Raw genomic sequence first — 16,906 nt, 5'->3', positions numbered from 1 at the left:
TCAGAGAGCTGGTGGTTGGTGTGAACCAGTGTGGACGATAAAGAGAATGGGCTTCTGAGCTTCTAAACCGAACCAACTTTTGTAGTAGGCTTTAGCGAATGTCTCATCGTTACAAGAGACAGAAATTTGTCTTATAAGACTGATTTCTTAAAGTGAGCTTGATTTAATTAAGCTAATGAAGGTGGCACCACGGGTTTCTCGTCCTTTTTATAGGAGAGAGACCCTTTTTTATTTTCAAAAAAATATGGGAAAACAATGATGAAGAGTAGTAAGTATAAGAAAGATGTTAAAGAGAGTCGGTGGCTGGTGTGAACCGATACATTGATTATACCGAATGGACTTCTGAGTGTAGGCTTGAACAAGAAGTATGGCCTGACGGTATCCTCCGTTACCGGGATAGAGTATAATATTGTACTCGATAAGAGAGAGTGAAGCTTCACTCTAACCTGAGGTGGTACCGCGGTTTATGAATCGTCCTCTATTTGCAAATGATCATGCAGATAGGGGACTTTTTTTTATAGAATTTTAAAGCTGAGCATTTTTCAAAAGCAGCTGACTAGGAGGATTTATGATGGAAAAAAGCATTTTGTTAATCGATGAAATCCAAGGAGATACACTGACACCCATTAGTATTTATCAAAGGTTATCTGGAAAAAAGAAATTCTTGCTCGAAAGCTCATTAAAACACGAAGATTCGGGAAGGTTTTCTATCATTGGCTGCGATCCAACCTTTGAAGTTATTGGGAAAGGATTGGAAACAACTATTCTGGAAGGGGAAAAGCGAGAAATAAGAAAAGGAAGAGCACTTGACTTAATCAGCGAATTTTTGCCTGAAAAAAAAGCGCCACTTCCCTTTCAACTGCCAGTTAATGCAGGTGCTTTTGGATATGTTGGGTATGACAATATCAGACTTTATGAAAACATTGGCCCAGAAGCAAAGGATGAAATCGGAATCCCTGATGTGCATCTTATGTTTTTTGAAGATTTAGTAATTTTTGATCATTTAGAACTTAAAGTTTATTTAATTGCTAGCCCATTAAAAGACACTACAACGGAAAAAGAGTTAAAGTTCCGCCTGCAGATAAGAAAGTTAGAGATTACAGCACCATTTAAAGAAGAATCATCTGAGGTAAAGTTAACTCCCTTTCAAGCGAGTATATCGAAAGAACAATTTATGGAGAAAGTGAAGAAAGCAAAGCATTATATTTTAGAAGGAGACATCTTTCAAGTAGTTCCTTCGCAGAGAATGACAGCTAAGATAGAAGGATCGCCCTTTTCTTATTATCGTAAACTGCGTATCAAAAATCAGTCCCCATATATGTATTTCTTTGATTTTGCAGATTATGCAGTGCTTGGAAGTTCGCCTGAGAGCTTGATTAAAACCATAAATGGCAACGTCATTACCAATCCTATTGCAGGTACAAGACCTAGAGGTAAGACGAAGGAAGAGGATGCTCAGTTAGAACAAGATTTACTGCTAGATGAAAAAGAATTAGCGGAACATAAAATGCTTGTTGATTTAGCAAGGAATGATGTTGGCAAAGTGAGTAATTTTGGCAGTGTTTCTGTTGATAAGTATATAAAAGTAGAAAAGTTTAAGCATGTTATGCACCTTGTATCAGAAGTTAGTGGAGATTTAAAGAAGGATTACTCATGTGTAGATGCCCTAATTGCTTGCTTGCCTGCAGGGACAGTGTCAGGTGCACCTAAAATTAGAGCAATGCAAATTATAAATGAATTAGAAGGAACAAAGCGAGGTATTTATTCCGGTGCTGTTGGCTATTTTTCCCAAAATGGGAATATGGACTTTGCTTTAGCTATCCGTACGATGGTTATTAAAGACAAAAAGGCATACATTCAAGCTGGTGCTGGAATTGTTCACGACTCCATCCCAGAAAAGGAATATGAAGAAACAATCCATAAATTAAAATTATTTTTGGAGGGACAACATGATTTTATTAGTCGATAATTATGATTCTTTTACGTATAACTTATTTCAATATTTAGGGGAGTTGGGAGAAGAGATAAAGGTTGTTCGAAATGATGAAATAACTATAGAGGAAATTCGGACATTAAATCCTCATGGCATTGTTTTGTCTCCTGGACCAGGCAGGCCAGAAAATGCAGGCATATTAATTGAACTTATCCAATCCCTTTATCGGGAATTTCCCATATTAGGGATTTGCTTAGGGCATCAGGCAATTGGTTATGCCTTCGGTTCAGAGATAGTGAAGGCAGTAAATGTCATGCATGGAAAAACATCGACATTACAAGTTAATGGTCACCCATTTTTCCATGCTTTGGAGGAACCGATTGAGGTGATGCGTTATCACTCTCTTGTTATAAAAAAGGATACATTAACGAATGACTTTGAGGTTTTGGCTAGTTCAACTGATGACCATGAAATTATGGCGATCAAACATAAAGATTATCCCCTGTATGGCTATCAATTTCATCCAGAATCGGTCGGGACTGAGAGCGGGAAGCAATTATTGCAAAATTTTATCAATGAAACTCGAAAGGAAGTGCAGAGATGAAACACTATGTGGAGAAAATCATGTCGAATAAGTCATTAACCGAAACAGAAATGGAAGGAGCTGCGGATCTTCTTTTTTCTGATGACATTACCGATACAGAAATTGCTGCTTTTATGACCAGTTTAAAAATGAAGGGAGAAACAGTGGAAGAAATCGTGGGTATTGTAAAAGCCGTTCGTAAACAAACCTTGTCTTTTGCTGAACCAGTCAGTGGGTGTATCGATAATTGTGGTACAGGTGGAGACAAATCACAAAGCTTTAATATTAGCAGCACTTCGGCATTTGTGTTAGCTGGAGCTGGAATTCCTGTCGCTAAACACGGAAATCGCAGTATATCTAGTAAGACAGGAAGTGCGGATGTATTAGAAGAGCTTGGCATTAAGTTAAATGTTACTCCAGAACAAAATATGCAGCAATTAGAAGAAGTAGGAATCACTTTCTTATTCGCACAACATGTGCAGCCGAAAATGGGCAGAATAATGAAGGTTCGACGAGAATTAAAACTTCCAACTATATTTAATCTGATTGGTCCATTAACTAATCCAATTTCTTTAGAAAGCCAGGTGTTAGGAATATACAGAAGCGATTTATTACTTACTTTTGCGGAAAGCTTACGGAAACTTGGTAGAAAACGAGCGGTAGTATTAAATGGAGCAGGTGGAATGGATGAAGCTTCCCTACAAGGTAGTAATCAACTTGTCATTTTACAAGATGGAAGAATAGAGAAAACCATTCTTACTCCAGATGATGTTAATCTTCCCTATTATACAAATGATCAAATACGTGGAGGCGATGCAAAGGAAAATGCAGCACTTTTATTAAAAGTGTTAAAAGGAGAAAAAGGTGCTTATCGAGATACGATCCTGTTAAACGCAGGCATTGGCATTTATACAGCAGGAAGAGCGGAAAGTATTGGAGAGGGAGTACATTTAGCAAAGGAAAGCATTGATTCTGGAGCAGCACTTTATAAATTAAACCAATTAGTAGAGGTTAGTAAAGAATTGGAAGGGGCAGGGATTTAAGTGACAACCATATTAGATAAAATTATTACCAAAAAAAGAGAAACAATTGCTGATCTTTATGAGAGAAAGGAAGTACTGCATACGAAGAAGCATTCTTTTAAAAAAAGATCCTTTATAGAGAAATTGAAGGATGCGGAAAACTTAGCAATTATAGCTGAGTTTAAACGGGCGTCCCCATCAAAAGGGGATATAAATATCGATAAAGATCCTAAGGAACAGACGAAAATGTATGAAATATATGGTGCAGATGCCATTTCTGTTTTAACGGATACACCATTTTTCAAAGGAACATATGAGGATTTGGCGGAAGTAAGAGAAACAGTAAATCTGCCAATTCTCTGCAAGGATTTTATCGTCGATAAAATTCAAATTGATTTTGCGAAATATTATGGAGCGGACATTATCCTATTAATTGCTGCAGCTTTAAAAGATAAAGAACTTCATGAGTTATATACGTATGCAACAGATATTGGACTTGAAGTGTTATTAGAGGTTCATAATGAAGAAGAGTTAGAAAGAGCTTTAAAGACGAAGGCCGAATTAATTGGAGTCAACAATCGGAATTTAAAAACATTTGAAGTAACATTAGATACTACCGAGAATCTTGCAGAAAAAATCAAAGAAAGTGGCAGGTATATGATTAGTGAAAGCGGCATCTCCACATATGCAGATATCCAAAAAGTTAGTGCAAGCGGAGCAAATGCTATTTTAGTTGGGGAAAGTTTTATGAAAGCAGCGGATCTTGAAACGAAAATGAAAGAAATGAAAGTGTCTATAAGGGCGGAGATAGAATGAATGTAAAAATTTGCGGAATTACGACAATAGAAGCAGCAGCATGTGCTGTTAGCTATGGTGCAAGTGCAATTGGTTTTGTATTTGCAAATAGTAAAAGAAAAATAAGTGAAAAACAGGCTAAGGATATTATCGCTACTCTTCCTAAAGACTTAATGAAGGTAGGCGTTTTTGTCAATGAGTCCAAAGAGAATATAATGAAAATTGTGAATGTTACAGGAATCAATGTAATTCAACTTCATGGTGATGAAACGGCAGAATTCGCAGCAAGTTTTTCCTTGCCAATCATTAAAGCATTTAGTATTTCCACGCCAGAGGATTTAAAACAAGTGGCAGCTTATCCTTGTGACTATGCACTACTTGATAGCCCGAGAGGAAAGTATCATGGCGGAAATGGAATAGCGTTTGATTGGAATTTGTTAAAGGGTTATGACTTTGGCAATAAGAAAGTTATTCTTGCCGGCGGGCTAAACGAAAATAATCTTACGGAAGCAATAGAAACCACCCATCCATTCATGGTCGATGTAAGCAGCGGCGTGGAGACAGATGGCGAGAAAGATTCAGAAAAAATAAGAGTATTTTTAGAATTAGCAAAAACTGTTCAAATTTAAGAAAAGAGGGAGCTTATTATGACAGAAACTTATGTTTATCCAGATCAAAGCGGCCATTTTGGAATGTATGGAGGAAGATATGTTCCGGAAACACTGATGCTGGCAGTAACAGAACTTGAAGCGGAATATAAAAAGGCACAAGAAGATCCCGCTTTTCATGAAGAATTAAATAATCTCTTAAAGGACTATGTAGGCAGAGAAACACCGCTATATTATGCAGAAAATCTTACAAAATATGCTGGCGGTGCAAAAATCTATTTGAAAAGAGAGGATCTAAATCATACTGGTGCTCATAAAATCAACAACTCTCTTGGACAGGCGCTCCTTGCAAAAAGAATGGGCAAAAAGAAGGTTGTCGCAGAAACAGGAGCTGGCCAGCATGGAGTAGCAACAGCGACAGCATGTGCTCTATTAAACTTAGAATGTACGATTTTCATGGGAGAAGAGGACATTCGAAGACAGAAATTAAATGTCTTTCGAATGGAGTTGTTAGGCGCAAAGGTTGTTGGTGTTACATCTGGAAGTGCTACCTTAAAGGACGCATGTAATGAAGCTTTACGTTATTGGGTAACAAATGTGATAGATACTCATTATATTCTTGGATCTGTTATGGGACCACATCCATTTCCGATGATGGTACGTGACTTTCAAAGTGTTATTGGTAAAGAAGCGAAAAAACAATACATCGAAAAAATCGGCAGGCTACCTGAGGCGATTGTGGCATGTATCGGCGGCGGTAGTAATGCAATGGGAATCTTTTACCCATTTATTGAGGAGAAAAATGTTGCTTTATATGGAGTAGAGGCTTCAGGACATGGTCTTGATACAGAAAAACATGCTGCATCATTGTCGAAAGGAAAACCAGGTGTTTTGCATGGTTCCTATATGTACTTATTGCAAAACGAAGACGGTCAAATCCAAGAAGCACACTCTATTTCAGCTGGCTTAGATTATCCTGGGATTGGTCCTGAACATAGCTTCCTACATGATATCGGTCGTGCTATCTATGAATCTGTTACAGATGACGAAGCCTTCGAAGCACTTCAATTACTTTGTAAGGTTGAAGGGATTATCCCTGCTTTAGAAAGTGCACATGCCATCAGCTATGCAGTAAAACTGGCAGCGAAGATGAATAAAGAGGAAGGAATTATTGTTTGTTTATCTGGTAGAGGAGATAAGGATGTAAATACAGTTATGGAAAGAATGGGGGAGTAAGAGGATGATAACAATTGAAGCAGCCTTTAAAGCGGTACTTGATAAAGGGGATAAAGCGTTTGTTCCATATATCATGGCTGGAGATGGAGGACTGGAAACATTAAAGGAGAAAGTACTTTTCCTAGAAGAAGCAGGTGCAACAGCTATTGAACTTGGTATTCCATTTTCTGATCCAGTTGCGGATGGACCTATTATTCAAGCAGCAGGGATTCGTTCTCTTCAAGCGGGCACTACGCTTAAAGGTGTTTTAGAAACTATACAGTCATTTAGAGGGTTAACGAATATTCCGCTTGTTATCATGACTTATTTAAACCCTATTTTAGCCTATGGAGTAGAGAAATTTTTTCAGGATTGTGAAGAAGCAGCGATTAATGGATTAATCGTTCCTGATCTGCCTGTTGAAGAAGAAGTATTATTAGAAGAAGCAGCAGCAAAATATCGTGTGGAAATAATTCGATTAGTAACCTTAACAAGTCCCTTAGATCGTATCGAAAAAATTGCCAAAAAAGGAAATGGCTTTTTATATGCTGTAACTGTTACCGGAATAACGGGATCTCGCTCAAGCTTTCATGATCATTTAGGAGCCCATTTATTAAAGGTTAAGGAAGTTAGTCCTATCCCGGTTCTGGCTGGATTTGGAATTTCTTCTCCTGAACATGTTATGAGCATGATAGAATATTGTGATGGTGTCATTGTAGGAAGTAAAATTGTACAACTATTTTCAGAAAATAAATTAGAAGAAATAAAAGCGTTAATAGCTGCTAGTAAAAAAGGGAATACATTACCTGCTTTTTAAGGTTGGGACATATGTGTTTTATTTAGTGATAATAGTGAACAATATGAAAAAAAATTGCAAAATTCTTTATTTGTTTAGGATATAAAAGAAGGTTTTAGTGAGGGCTGCTGTTTATTTACCAGCAGCTTGAATACACTTCGTTTTCCGTTGGGCTAGCTGTTACCCTATCCAACAGGGAGTCTTGGTGTATTCAGGCTGCTCTATTTTTTTCCATTAAATAAATATTTTTGGGGATTTTTAATACTCTTTTGAGAAAAATTAGAAGAAAGTATTCTATATAAAACTCATAATTAGCTTTTAGCTTAACAAAGGGATTATATATTTTAATAGAATGGCTATTTAGCCTTGTTACAATTCTTTTTGAATAGTTGCTAAAAATATATAATTGTTCATTTCCGTATTTTTAAAAGTGCTCTTTACTTTTTGCATCTATCAATTTCGACAATCTTGTTTGCGAATATAAAATCTGGAATTCAACTACATATTATTCCCCAAATTTATATTTTGATATAATCGTTTATTTTCTTTGGTCAGCGCCTTGATCAGCGGGGAAACTGCATGTTGTTTAAAAGAAAATTCCGGAATAATATAGGAAAAATATCTGGTGATTGGTCTATTTTTTATCCGTAATATTTTTAGACTCCCCATGAAAATTTCTTTTTGAATAGCATATTTAGAGAGAATAGAAATGCCTAAATCAGCTTCGATTGATTCTTTAATAATCTGTATGCTCCCAAATGACCGAATCACCGGCGGGGAGAATGCCTGATCATGAAAAAACTGATTAATAATCTGCCTCGTTCCGGAATCCTCTTCTCTTAAAATCCAAGTTTCCTCATATAAATCGCTTAATTCCACAAATGTTTCATTTGCAAATCGATGATTTTTACTGACGATGATTACTAATTCATCTTCTTTAAAAGGTGTAATGGAGAGGTGAGGGTGTGTTTTTAAAGGACTATCAATGATGCCTAAATCAATTTCTCCACGTAATAGTTGATCAACAATACGGTTGGAATTTCTAATACTTATCATTGGTTTCTCTTGATTTTTGTTGATTCTTACATTTTTAGCCATTATTTTTGGCAGTAAATACTCTCCAAATGTAAAGCTTGAACCGATGGTGAGAGGACGGCTCTTTTTTTCGGAAAGGTGTTCTATTAAATCATTTACTTCTTTGTACTCCGATAAAATTTTCTTAGCATGAAAATAAAAGAGTTCGCCTGCTTTAGTGAGTTTTACATACTTATTCGTTCTGTCTAGGAAGGTAACATTATATTTTTTTTCCAAGGCTTTAATAGAAAGTGTTACTGCTGATTGCGTAATATGTAAGCTTTCTGCGGCTCTCGTAAAATTCAGTTTTTCAGCAACGGTTACAAAGGTTAAGAGATGATAATCCAAAAAAACACGCTCCTTTATAGAACATAGAATTCATGATACATTAAAATACCATTTTTCAAGATTAGCTTATATTTAAAGGCAGTTCTTCTTTCTATCTATTATACTAAAAACTACTAAAGAAAAAAGAGTAATTAATGGAATAATCTAAAAATAAAGAATATTAACTAAATTATTTTTTTCCTTTTTTAAAATAAAAATATGCAATCAGTCGTTACTCCTATTTTCCTATTCCTCTTTAATTATTTCGAAATGATAAATATTTTTCTTGTAGAAAAAGTAAATTGCTAATATAATCAATAATGATTCTCATTACGCTCGAATCTGGTAAAAGATTACATTTTTTACTATGGGAAAATCGAAGTAAAGGAAGAATAGTATCTTGCAACAATAAAAAAAAGGGAGAAAAACTAGTTATTTGGTAAAACGGTAATTAAAACGATAGGAGTGAAGGAGAAAGATTATGATAAAACGCTTTTTTACATATTATAAGCCACATAAAAAATTATTTACGCTCGACTTCTCCAGTGCAATAGTGGTTGCTTTATTAGAGCTGGCATTTCCACTTGCCGTTTCTTGGTATATTGATGAACTTCTTCCAGAAGGAAATTGGAGTAGTATTTTATCTGTAGGTGTGGGTTTGCTGCTATTATATGGTATAAGTACTTTTCTTCAATACATTGTTAACTTTTGGGGACATAAATTAGGGATTAATATTGAAACAGATATGAGAGGTCAATTATTTACTCATGTGCAAAGACAATCCTTTTCTTTTTTTGATAATACGAAAACGGGACATATTATGAGTCGGATTACCAATGATTTATTTGATATTGGAGAACTGGCCCATCATGGACCAGAGGATTTATTTATTGCCATTATGACATTTGTCGGAGCATTTTGGATCATGCTTACGATTAATATTAAACTAGCACTTATCGTTATTTTTATTGTTCCAATTCTTGTTTGGTTAATTACATACTGTAACCGAAGCATGAACAAAGCTTGGGGACAAATGTATGGAGATATTGCAGATGTCAATGCAAGAGTGGAAGATAGTGTATCTGGTGTGCGTGTTGTACAATCATTTACAAATGAAGAATTTGAGATTTCACGATTTACAGTGAATAACCGAAGATTCCGTAAAGCCAAAATCGGTGCATATAAAGTAATGTCGATTACTTCTTCTTCGGTTTATATGTTAATGCGATTTTTCACATTAGTCGTGCTAGTATTTGGTGCATGGTTAACTTTTAATAATCAGATGAAAATTGGCGAATTAGTATCTTTTATCCTTTTTGTAAATATACTGCAAAAACCGATTGATAAGATTAGTGCGATTTTGGAACTCTATCCGAAAGGAATGGCAGGATTTAAACGGTTCTTGGAGTTGTTAGATACTGAACCAAAAATCCAAGATCGGGAAGATGCAATTGAAGTAGAATCATTAAAAGGAAATATCCATTTAAATGATGTATCCTTTAGTTATGATAAAAATCCTGTCTTGAAAAATATCAATCTTTCCATTGCTGCTGGTGAAACAATTGCTTTTGTAGGTCCATCCGGAGCCGGAAAGACAACTATTTGTTCATTAATACCACGTTTTTATGATGTAAATAGTGGTAGTATTAAAATTGATGGTATCGATATTCGTGATATGACAATGAGTTCATTAAGATCACAAATTGGAATCGTACAGCAAGATGTCTTTTTATTTACAGGTACGCTGAAAGAAAATATAGCGTATGGAAATTTACATGCTACAGATGAAGAAATTTACGAGGCAGTAAGAAGAGCGCATTTGGAAGAGTTAGTGCTTAAATTACCAGATGGCTATGAAACCCAAATTGGGGAAAGAGGATTAAAGCTTTCTGGTGGTCAAAAACAAAGGATTGCCATCGCTCGGATGTTCTTAAAGAACCCGCCAATTTTAATATTGGATGAAGCAACTTCTGCCCTTGATACAGAAACAGAATTAATTATTCAAAATTCTTTAAATGAACTAGCTAAAAATCGAACTACATTAATTATTGCTCATCGGCTTGCAACTATTCGTAATGCTGATCGCATTGTAGTAGTTACTGAAAATGGGATAGAAGAAGAAGGAAAGCATGATGAATTATTAGAGCGTAATGGTATTTTTGCTAACCTTCATCGTGTTCAATATCAACGATAATCGTATGGTCTGTACATTTAAAGGTACAGACCTTTTTTTATGATTTGGTCACAACAAGAAGCATCCACAATTAAATAACACAAAAAACATAGTTTAGAAGGAAATGAAAAAATTATTGTTATTAATATCCAATATGCGATATATTGGATATAAGTTTTTTGATTAACAAAAATAAGGGAGGGTAACAATTGAGGCCAATCATTTTAGGGATATTTGCAGCTTTATTTTTTGCGTTTACTTTTGTAATAAATCAGTCTATGGAAATAGGAGGAGGAAGCTGGATTTGGAGTGCTTCTCTGCGTTATTTTTTTATGGTCCCGTTATTGCTCCTAATAGTTGGATGGAGAAGGAATTTAACAGCAGTATGGAAAGAATTAAGAAGGAATCCAGTTCCTTGGATCCTTTGGAGTACAGTAGGATTTGGCTTGTTTTATGGAGGTATTTGTTTGGCAGGGGCATATGGACCTGGTTGGCTGGTAGCAGGAACATGGCAGCTGACTATTATATCTGGAACATTGCTTGCTCCCTTTTTTTATGAGCAAAAAAGGGATAAAAACGGCAGTATTCAAAATATGAGAAGGAAAATTCCTTTTAAGAGCTTAACCTTTTCTATGTTAATTGTCTTAGGTATTATCATTATGCAGCTTGAATTTGCCGTATCCATTTCCTTGAAGAATGCATTATTTTGCCTTATTCCAATTCTTATTGCATCCTTTGCCTACCCACTAGGTAACCGGAAGATGATGGAGGTGTGTGATGGGAGATTAGATGTATTTCAAAGGGTATTAGGTATGACTGCAGCTAGTATTCCTTTTTGGGTTCTATTATCAGGTGTTGGCGCGTACACAGTAGGATTACCGAGTAAGCAGCAAGTGTTTCAGTCGGCCATAGTCGCCATATTTTCCGGGATAATTGCTACCATCTTATTTTTTGCCGCAACAGATTTAGTAAAAGACAATTTGATTAAATTAGGAGCGGTAGAGGCAACACAATCATTAGAAGTTTTATTTGCCTTAATAGGAGAAGTTCTATTTCTTTCTGCCCCCTTACCTAGTCATTTAAGTTTTTTTGGTATCTGTTTAGTTATGTTCGGAATGGTTTTACATAGTGTATATTCAAGTAAAAAAATACACATAAATAGAAGCATGGAAGCATCTTCATAAATGTTATGATCGTATGTTGAAGGAAAGGTAAAAATTTTGTTAAAATCCTAATGATTTTATGAAGTTTTGTTAGACTTATCGGAATTTTTTACTTTTTTATCCCCATTCGTTATACTATGTTAATGAGTAGGGAAGGTAAATTTAGAAGTTGATTATGTTAGTCAGAAGAAATGATTTGAATTTTGTTATTACGTTGATTCGCAAAAAATTTTAAGGATTATTGCAAACAGTTTATTTCGCATAGAATGAACAAGTTCTGTTTCAAAAATCTAAGTTATGGTAAAAAAAGATAAATATACAGCTTAAGAATGCGGAAATTCTGACAGTCGTGTTTTTTGGCTATCACTTCTAAAAATAATCATTAGGAGGAACAGCAAAATGACAAAGAGGTTAGAAGACAAAGAGATTAAATTAATCGCACTAGATATGGACGGTACTTTATTAGACGAAAAAGGAGAAATTCCAGAAGAAAATAAAAAAGCGATTAAAGAGGCTCATGAACAAGGACTGCATGTTGTATTAAGTACTGGTCGAACTATTGCAACATGTAGAGATCATGCAAAAAGTTTGTTATTAAACTCTTATCTAATAACAGTAAATGGTAGTGAAATATGGGATATGAATGGTAATTTAATCGAAAGAAATCTTGTTGATGCAAGCAATATCCAATGGATGTGGGAACTAGCACAACAGCATAAAGCGAAAATGTGGGCTGCTAGTTGTGAGAAAGTCTGGGTAGATGAAATGCCGGAAGACATCAATAAATCAGAATGGCTCAAATTTGGCTATCATATAGAAGATGATAAAGTTCGTGAACAAGTATTAACTAGCTTAAACGAGAAAAAATGCTTTGAAATCAGCAATTCTTCTCCAGTAAATATTGAGGTCAATGCGCTTGGTATAAATAAAGCAAAAGGACTTAAAAAAGTGTGTGAGCTTCTAGATATTACAATGGATCAAGTATTAGCGGCTGGAGACAGTTTAAATGATATTAGCATGATTAAAGAAGCAGGAATAGGCGTTGCCATGGGAAATGCACAAGATATAGTGAAACAGACAGCAGATGTTGTTACCTTTACGAATAATGATAATGGTGTCGCTTATGCTATCAGAAAATGGGCCTTAAAAAAAGAAATGGCTGGGATAAAAAAATAATCTCTTACTGATAAATAGAACAAAAAATTTTTGGCTATTCTTATAAATTTCAAAAAACGATTGAAACAATAGTGAAAACTGCTTATAATTAGAAAAAAGAAAATCGAACGAAGCGAAAGGATTAGTATGTGAGAACCTTTCATAAAAGAGAGTGAAGTTTATAAGCTGAAAGACTTCATAATGAAAGAACACAGAACCTGCCTTTCAAGTCCTGCTGCAGTAGGCGCATTTCTTGCGTTATCAGACAAAGTGGAATCAATTTGTATATTGGTTCAATTAAGGTGGTACCACGGAAAGCTCATTTTCGTCCTTTTATGAGGATGAAAATGAGCTTTTTTAATTGGGTGAATTCGGATTAACTTAGTACGGAGGAAATCAAATGGAGAAGAAAAGAATTGTTGTAAAAATCGGGAGCAGCTCTCTTACAGATACAAAAGGTGCAATCGATCAATCAAAGCTAAGTGACCATATCGCAAGCATTGCAAAATTAAGAGAATATGGTCATGAAGTACTTTTAGTATCTTCAGGAGCAGTGGCTGCGGGCTTTGGAAAACTCGGCTATCCTTCAAGACCGGTTACATTGAAAGGGAAACAGGCAGCAGCAGCAGTTGGTCAAAGCTTGCTAATTCAAAGCTATAATGAACAATTAAGTAAGTTTGGGATTGTTCCCGCTCAAGTATTACTAACAAGAAATGATTTTTCCAAACGTGATCGCTACCGAAATGCTTATTCTACATTAACGGAATTATTAGAAAGAAATATCTTACCAATTATAAATGAGAATGACACCGTATCTGTAGAAGAATTAACGTTTGGAGACAATGATATGTTGTCTGCCCTTGTTAGTGGACTTGTCCATGCCGATCAGTTAATGATTCTCACAGATATTAATGGCTTATATGACAAAAATCCAAAAGAAGATCCTTCAGCAAAACGGATTGATTATTTGCCTGAAATAACGGTGGAATGGAAGAATGCTGCTAAAGGATCTGGTTCAAAGATTGGAACTGGTGGCATGAAATCAAAGTTGATTGCTGCAGAAACAGCTAATTCCTTAGGAGTAAAGGTTTTTATTGGAAAAGGCGAGGGAGAGAAGAAGCTCATCGATATTATAGAGGGGAAAGGAGACGGAACCTATATTGGTTCAGATGCTTTATCATCTATTAACAATAATCGACAATGGATATCCCTCCATTCTACCGTTGAAGGCAGTCTCTATGTGGATGAAGGGGCAGAAATGGCCTTGCTAAATAAAGGTGGGAGCTTGCTGCCAGCTGGTATTTATAAAGTCGAAGGGCTCTTTGAAAAAGGAAATGTTGTCGAAGTCTATGGTGAAAAAGGAGTTATCGGAAAAGGGGAAGTACTCTATTCTTCAGAAGAGCTAAAAGCTATTATTACACAAAGAGCAGAAGAAAAAACAATGATAAAACATCCAAAAATCGAAGTTATTCATCGTGATAAATGGGTGAAATTATAAAAAGGAGAGATGGAAAATGGGCGAAGTATATCAAAAAGGTAAATTAGCAAAGAATGCAAGTTATCAATTATTAAATAAGACAACAGAACAGAAAAATGCAGCTTTATCCCTTATTAGCAAGCAATTAATAGAGGACCAAGATTTAATTATAAAAGCTAATAAAATAGATCTTGAAAACGGGAAAGAAAATGATCTATCTCTTTCTGTTTTAGATCGAATTATGCTGGATGAAAAACGGATTAATAATATGGCCTTAGCACTAAAAGAGTTAATTAAACTAAATGATCCAGTCGGTGTTGTGGTAGAAAAAATTGAAAAAGAAAATGGCTTAAAAATTATTAAGAAAACTGTGCCAATTGGCGTAATGGGAATGATTTATGAGGCGAGACCAAATGTAACGATTGATGCAGCAAGTCTTGCTCTGAAAACAGGGAATAGTATTGTCTTAAGAGGAAGTTCATCTGCTAAGCAATCAAATCTGGCTCTTGTTGATACAATCCATCGTGCACTGGAGAAATCCGCAATTCCAAAAGAAGCCGTCCAGCTAATTGAAGATACAAGCAGAGAAACAGCGAAAGAACTATTTCATTTAAAAGAATTTTTAGATGTACTAATCCCTCGTGGCGGCAAAGGGTTAATTGATACGGTAGTAAAAGAAGCAACCGTTCCAGTTATTGAAACAGGTGCAGGCAATTGCCATTTATTTATTGATGAAACCGCAGAGTTGAAAATGGCACTTACGATTAGTTTGAACGGTAAAACACAGCGTCCATCTGTATGCAATGCCTTAGAGACTATTTTAATCGAAACCAAATGGTTTGCTCAATATGGATTAGCTCTTTTAGAAGCACTACATCAAAATGGTGTGGAGATTTATGGAGATGACACTGTCTGCACTACTTTTTCTTTTGCAAAAAAAGCGACAGAAGAAGATTGGTATACGGAATACTCTGCTTTGAAAGTAAGTATAAAAATAGTAGATGGAGTTACAGAAGCAATTAACCATATTAATACTTATGGTACTAAGCATTCAGAAGCGATTATTACTGAAAATATTGAAAATGCAGAAACTTTTTTATCTGGAGTAGATGCTGCAGCAGTCTATCATAATGCGAGTACAAGATTTACAGATGGATTTGAATTTGGGTATGGGGCGGAGATTGGAATCAGTACGCAAAAACTGCATGCTAGAGGTCCAATGGGATTAAATGCCTTAACATCCTTTAAATATTTTATTTATGGAGAAGGTCAAGTTAGAAATTAATTGCTGGCAGTTACACCAGGGTATGTCATAGTTCATGAAGATTGGATGATGTTATTGGAATATTTAAGTATTTTATTACCTATTTTTTTTATTTTTTCCGTTGGTTTCATTGGACAAAAGATGCTTCATATTGATATAAAATCTGTTTCGGCTGTATCTGTCTATTTGATGACGCCATTGTTGTCTTTTAGTGTTTTTTATGAAACAACTTTTACAATGGACTATTTGTATATGACACTGTACGCATTAACGTTAGTATTAAGTATTGTCGCGATTGTTTACATTATTGGATTTATTAGAGGTTATTCGGTAAGAAAGACATGCGGAATGATACTATCCTCGGCATTTATGAACAACGGTAATTATGGCACTCCGCTCGTTTTATTTGTTTTCGGAGAGCCAGGCTTGCACTATGCAGTTATCTTAATGGTTATTCAGCAATTAATTATGGTTACGATTGGTGTTTATTATGCAGCAAAAGGCTCTGTTGATGATGGAAATGGGAAAGATACTTTAAAAAAAGTATTAAAAGTACCAGTTATGTATGGGGCAATTCTAGGAGCAGTCTTGCATTCTCTTCATCTACCGATTGGAGCAACGATGCTTGAGGCAATTAAGCTAGTTGGCAATGCGGCCATTCCAACCGTCATGCTTGTTTTAGGAATACAACTTGCTAATGTCCGTATAAAAAATATTTCATATCGCCCTCTATCTATTTCATTGTTACTTAAACTTATAGTTTCGCCAGTTATTGCATGGCTGCTGACGCTTATTTTGCCAGTAGATGAAATATTAAAGCAAATAATGATTCTGCTTGCTGGAATGCCAGCAGCAGCAAACACAACCCTTTATGCTGTCCAATATGGAACAGAACCTGATTTTGTATCAAGTGCAACCTTTTTTAGCACATTAGCTAGTTTAATAACATTGCCTGTTATTTTATCTCTAATATAATCATTCTTGTAAAATTGGCAGGGAATATGTTCCTGTTAAAGATCAGAGGTGGGTTATAAGTACTCCATTCTAAATTAGACTCGAAAATTATGCGAGTATCCCAAATAATGGATACTCGCATAATTATTCGGGTTTTTTTATTCAGTATTTAGGGAATAGCGTTTTGAAAAAAGAAATCGAAGGAAGCGAACCAATTCTTTCGCTAAACAATAATCAGTGGCTAAATTAAGATTCCTAGTCTTTAAAGGCATAGACGGAGGAAAAAATTAGATTGGAGAGTCCTATTTTATATTGCATTATAGCGATAGGAACGATACAATACTAACAAAGTACATTTTATTTCTAG

Annotated in this window: 14 protein-coding genes and 2 other annotated features (1 of these 16 cut by a window edge); of the genes, 13 read left to right on the top strand and 1 reads right to left on the bottom strand. The window is 35.3% G+C overall.

Features of this window, described 5'->3' with window-relative positions:
- Positions 1-209, top strand: a binding site (T-box leader) (it extends 40 nt beyond the left edge of the window).
- A 37-nt stretch (positions 210-246) separates the two neighbouring features.
- Positions 247-482: a binding site (T-box leader), on the top strand.
- A gap of 89 nt (positions 483-571) precedes the next feature.
- From trpE to trpA, 7 genes are read left to right on the top strand one after another with little or no spacing between them, the layout of a single operon-like run.
- Entirely contained in the window at positions 572-1,969 is a 1,398-nt protein-coding gene (gene trpE, locus BCI01S_RS01080; RefSeq protein WP_047940586.1) for an anthranilate synthase component I, read from the top strand.
- Positions 1,950-2,537 carry an anthranilate synthase component II gene (locus tag BCI01S_RS01075; protein WP_047940587.1) on the top strand — a complete coding sequence of 196 codons (588 nt, stop codon included), beginning with the start codon at positions 1,950-1,952 and terminating at the stop codon, positions 2,535-2,537. Before trpE ends, BCI01S_RS01075 begins: the two co-directional genes overlap by 20 nt.
- Entirely contained in the window at positions 2,534-3,559 is a 1,026-nt protein-coding gene (trpD, locus tag BCI01S_RS01070) for an anthranilate phosphoribosyltransferase (protein ID WP_047940588.1), read from the top strand. The genes BCI01S_RS01075 and trpD overlap by 4 nt, the downstream gene beginning before the upstream one ends.
- Positions 3,560-4,354, top strand: a complete 795-nt coding sequence (gene trpC / locus BCI01S_RS01065) for an indole-3-glycerol phosphate synthase TrpC (RefSeq protein ID WP_047940589.1) — start codon at positions 3,560-3,562, stop codon at positions 4,352-4,354. It begins immediately after the preceding gene.
- On the top strand, positions 4,351-4,962 hold the full coding sequence (locus BCI01S_RS01060) for a phosphoribosylanthranilate isomerase (protein ID WP_061796257.1): 612 nt from the start codon (positions 4,351-4,353) through the stop codon (positions 4,960-4,962). The genes trpC and BCI01S_RS01060 overlap by 4 nt, the downstream gene beginning before the upstream one ends.
- 18 nt (positions 4,963-4,980) lie before the next feature.
- Complete coding sequence (gene trpB / locus BCI01S_RS01055) at positions 4,981-6,177, top strand: tryptophan synthase subunit beta (protein ID WP_061796254.1); 1,197 nt, start codon at positions 4,981-4,983, stop codon at positions 6,175-6,177.
- A 4-nt stretch (positions 6,178-6,181) separates the two neighbouring features.
- Entirely contained in the window at positions 6,182-6,973 is a 792-nt protein-coding gene (gene trpA / locus BCI01S_RS01050; protein WP_047940592.1) for a tryptophan synthase subunit alpha, read from the top strand.
- A 477-nt stretch (positions 6,974-7,450) separates the two neighbouring features.
- Here the strand turns inward: trpA and BCI01S_RS01045 are convergent, their stop codons facing one another.
- Positions 7,451-8,374: a LysR substrate-binding domain-containing protein gene (locus BCI01S_RS01045; protein WP_047940593.1), complete on the bottom strand. Its 924-nt coding sequence runs from the start codon at positions 8,372-8,374 to the stop codon at positions 7,451-7,453.
- A 460-nt stretch (positions 8,375-8,834) separates the two neighbouring features.
- Between BCI01S_RS01045 and BCI01S_RS01040 the strand changes: the two genes are divergently transcribed.
- The 6 genes from BCI01S_RS01040 (at position 8,835) to BCI01S_RS01015 (ending at position 16,560) form a co-directional block, all read left to right on the top strand.
- The gene (locus tag BCI01S_RS01040; protein ID WP_047940594.1) at positions 8,835-10,547 is read left to right on the top strand and encodes an ABC transporter ATP-binding protein; all 1,713 of its coding nucleotides are present in this window, start codon (positions 8,835-8,837) and stop codon (positions 10,545-10,547) included.
- Between the two features lie 188 nt (positions 10,548-10,735).
- Complete coding sequence (locus tag BCI01S_RS01035) at positions 10,736-11,710, top strand: DMT family transporter (RefSeq protein ID WP_047940595.1); 975 nt, start codon at positions 10,736-10,738, stop codon at positions 11,708-11,710.
- A 378-nt stretch (positions 11,711-12,088) separates the two neighbouring features.
- Entirely contained in the window at positions 12,089-12,865 is a 777-nt protein-coding gene (locus tag BCI01S_RS01030; protein ID WP_047940596.1) for a Cof-type HAD-IIB family hydrolase, read from the top strand.
- A gap of 379 nt (positions 12,866-13,244) precedes the next feature.
- Positions 13,245-14,342, top strand: coding sequence for a glutamate 5-kinase (gene proB, locus BCI01S_RS01025; protein WP_047940597.1), 1,098 nt, complete (start codon positions 13,245-13,247; stop codon positions 14,340-14,342).
- A 16-nt stretch (positions 14,343-14,358) separates the two neighbouring features.
- Positions 14,359-15,606 (top strand): glutamate-5-semialdehyde dehydrogenase, encoded by a 1,248-nt coding sequence (locus BCI01S_RS01020; protein WP_047940598.1) that lies wholly within the window; start codon positions 14,359-14,361, stop codon positions 15,604-15,606.
- Positions 15,607-15,660: 54 nt separating this feature from the next.
- Positions 15,661-16,560 carry an AEC family transporter gene (locus BCI01S_RS01015; protein WP_047940716.1) on the top strand — a complete coding sequence of 300 codons (900 nt, stop codon included), beginning with the start codon at positions 15,661-15,663 and terminating at the stop codon, positions 16,558-16,560.
- The last annotated feature ends 346 nt before the right edge of the window (positions 16,561-16,906 follow it).

The sequence above is a fragment of the Niallia circulans NBRC 13626 genome (genome assembly GCF_001591585.1).
In the GTDB taxonomy this organism is placed as follows: domain Bacteria; phylum Bacillota; class Bacilli; order Bacillales; family Cytobacillaceae; genus Niallia; species Niallia circulans.
The sequence above is the reverse complement of the archived record's forward strand: the minus strand, read 5'-3'. Positions and strand labels throughout refer to the sequence as shown.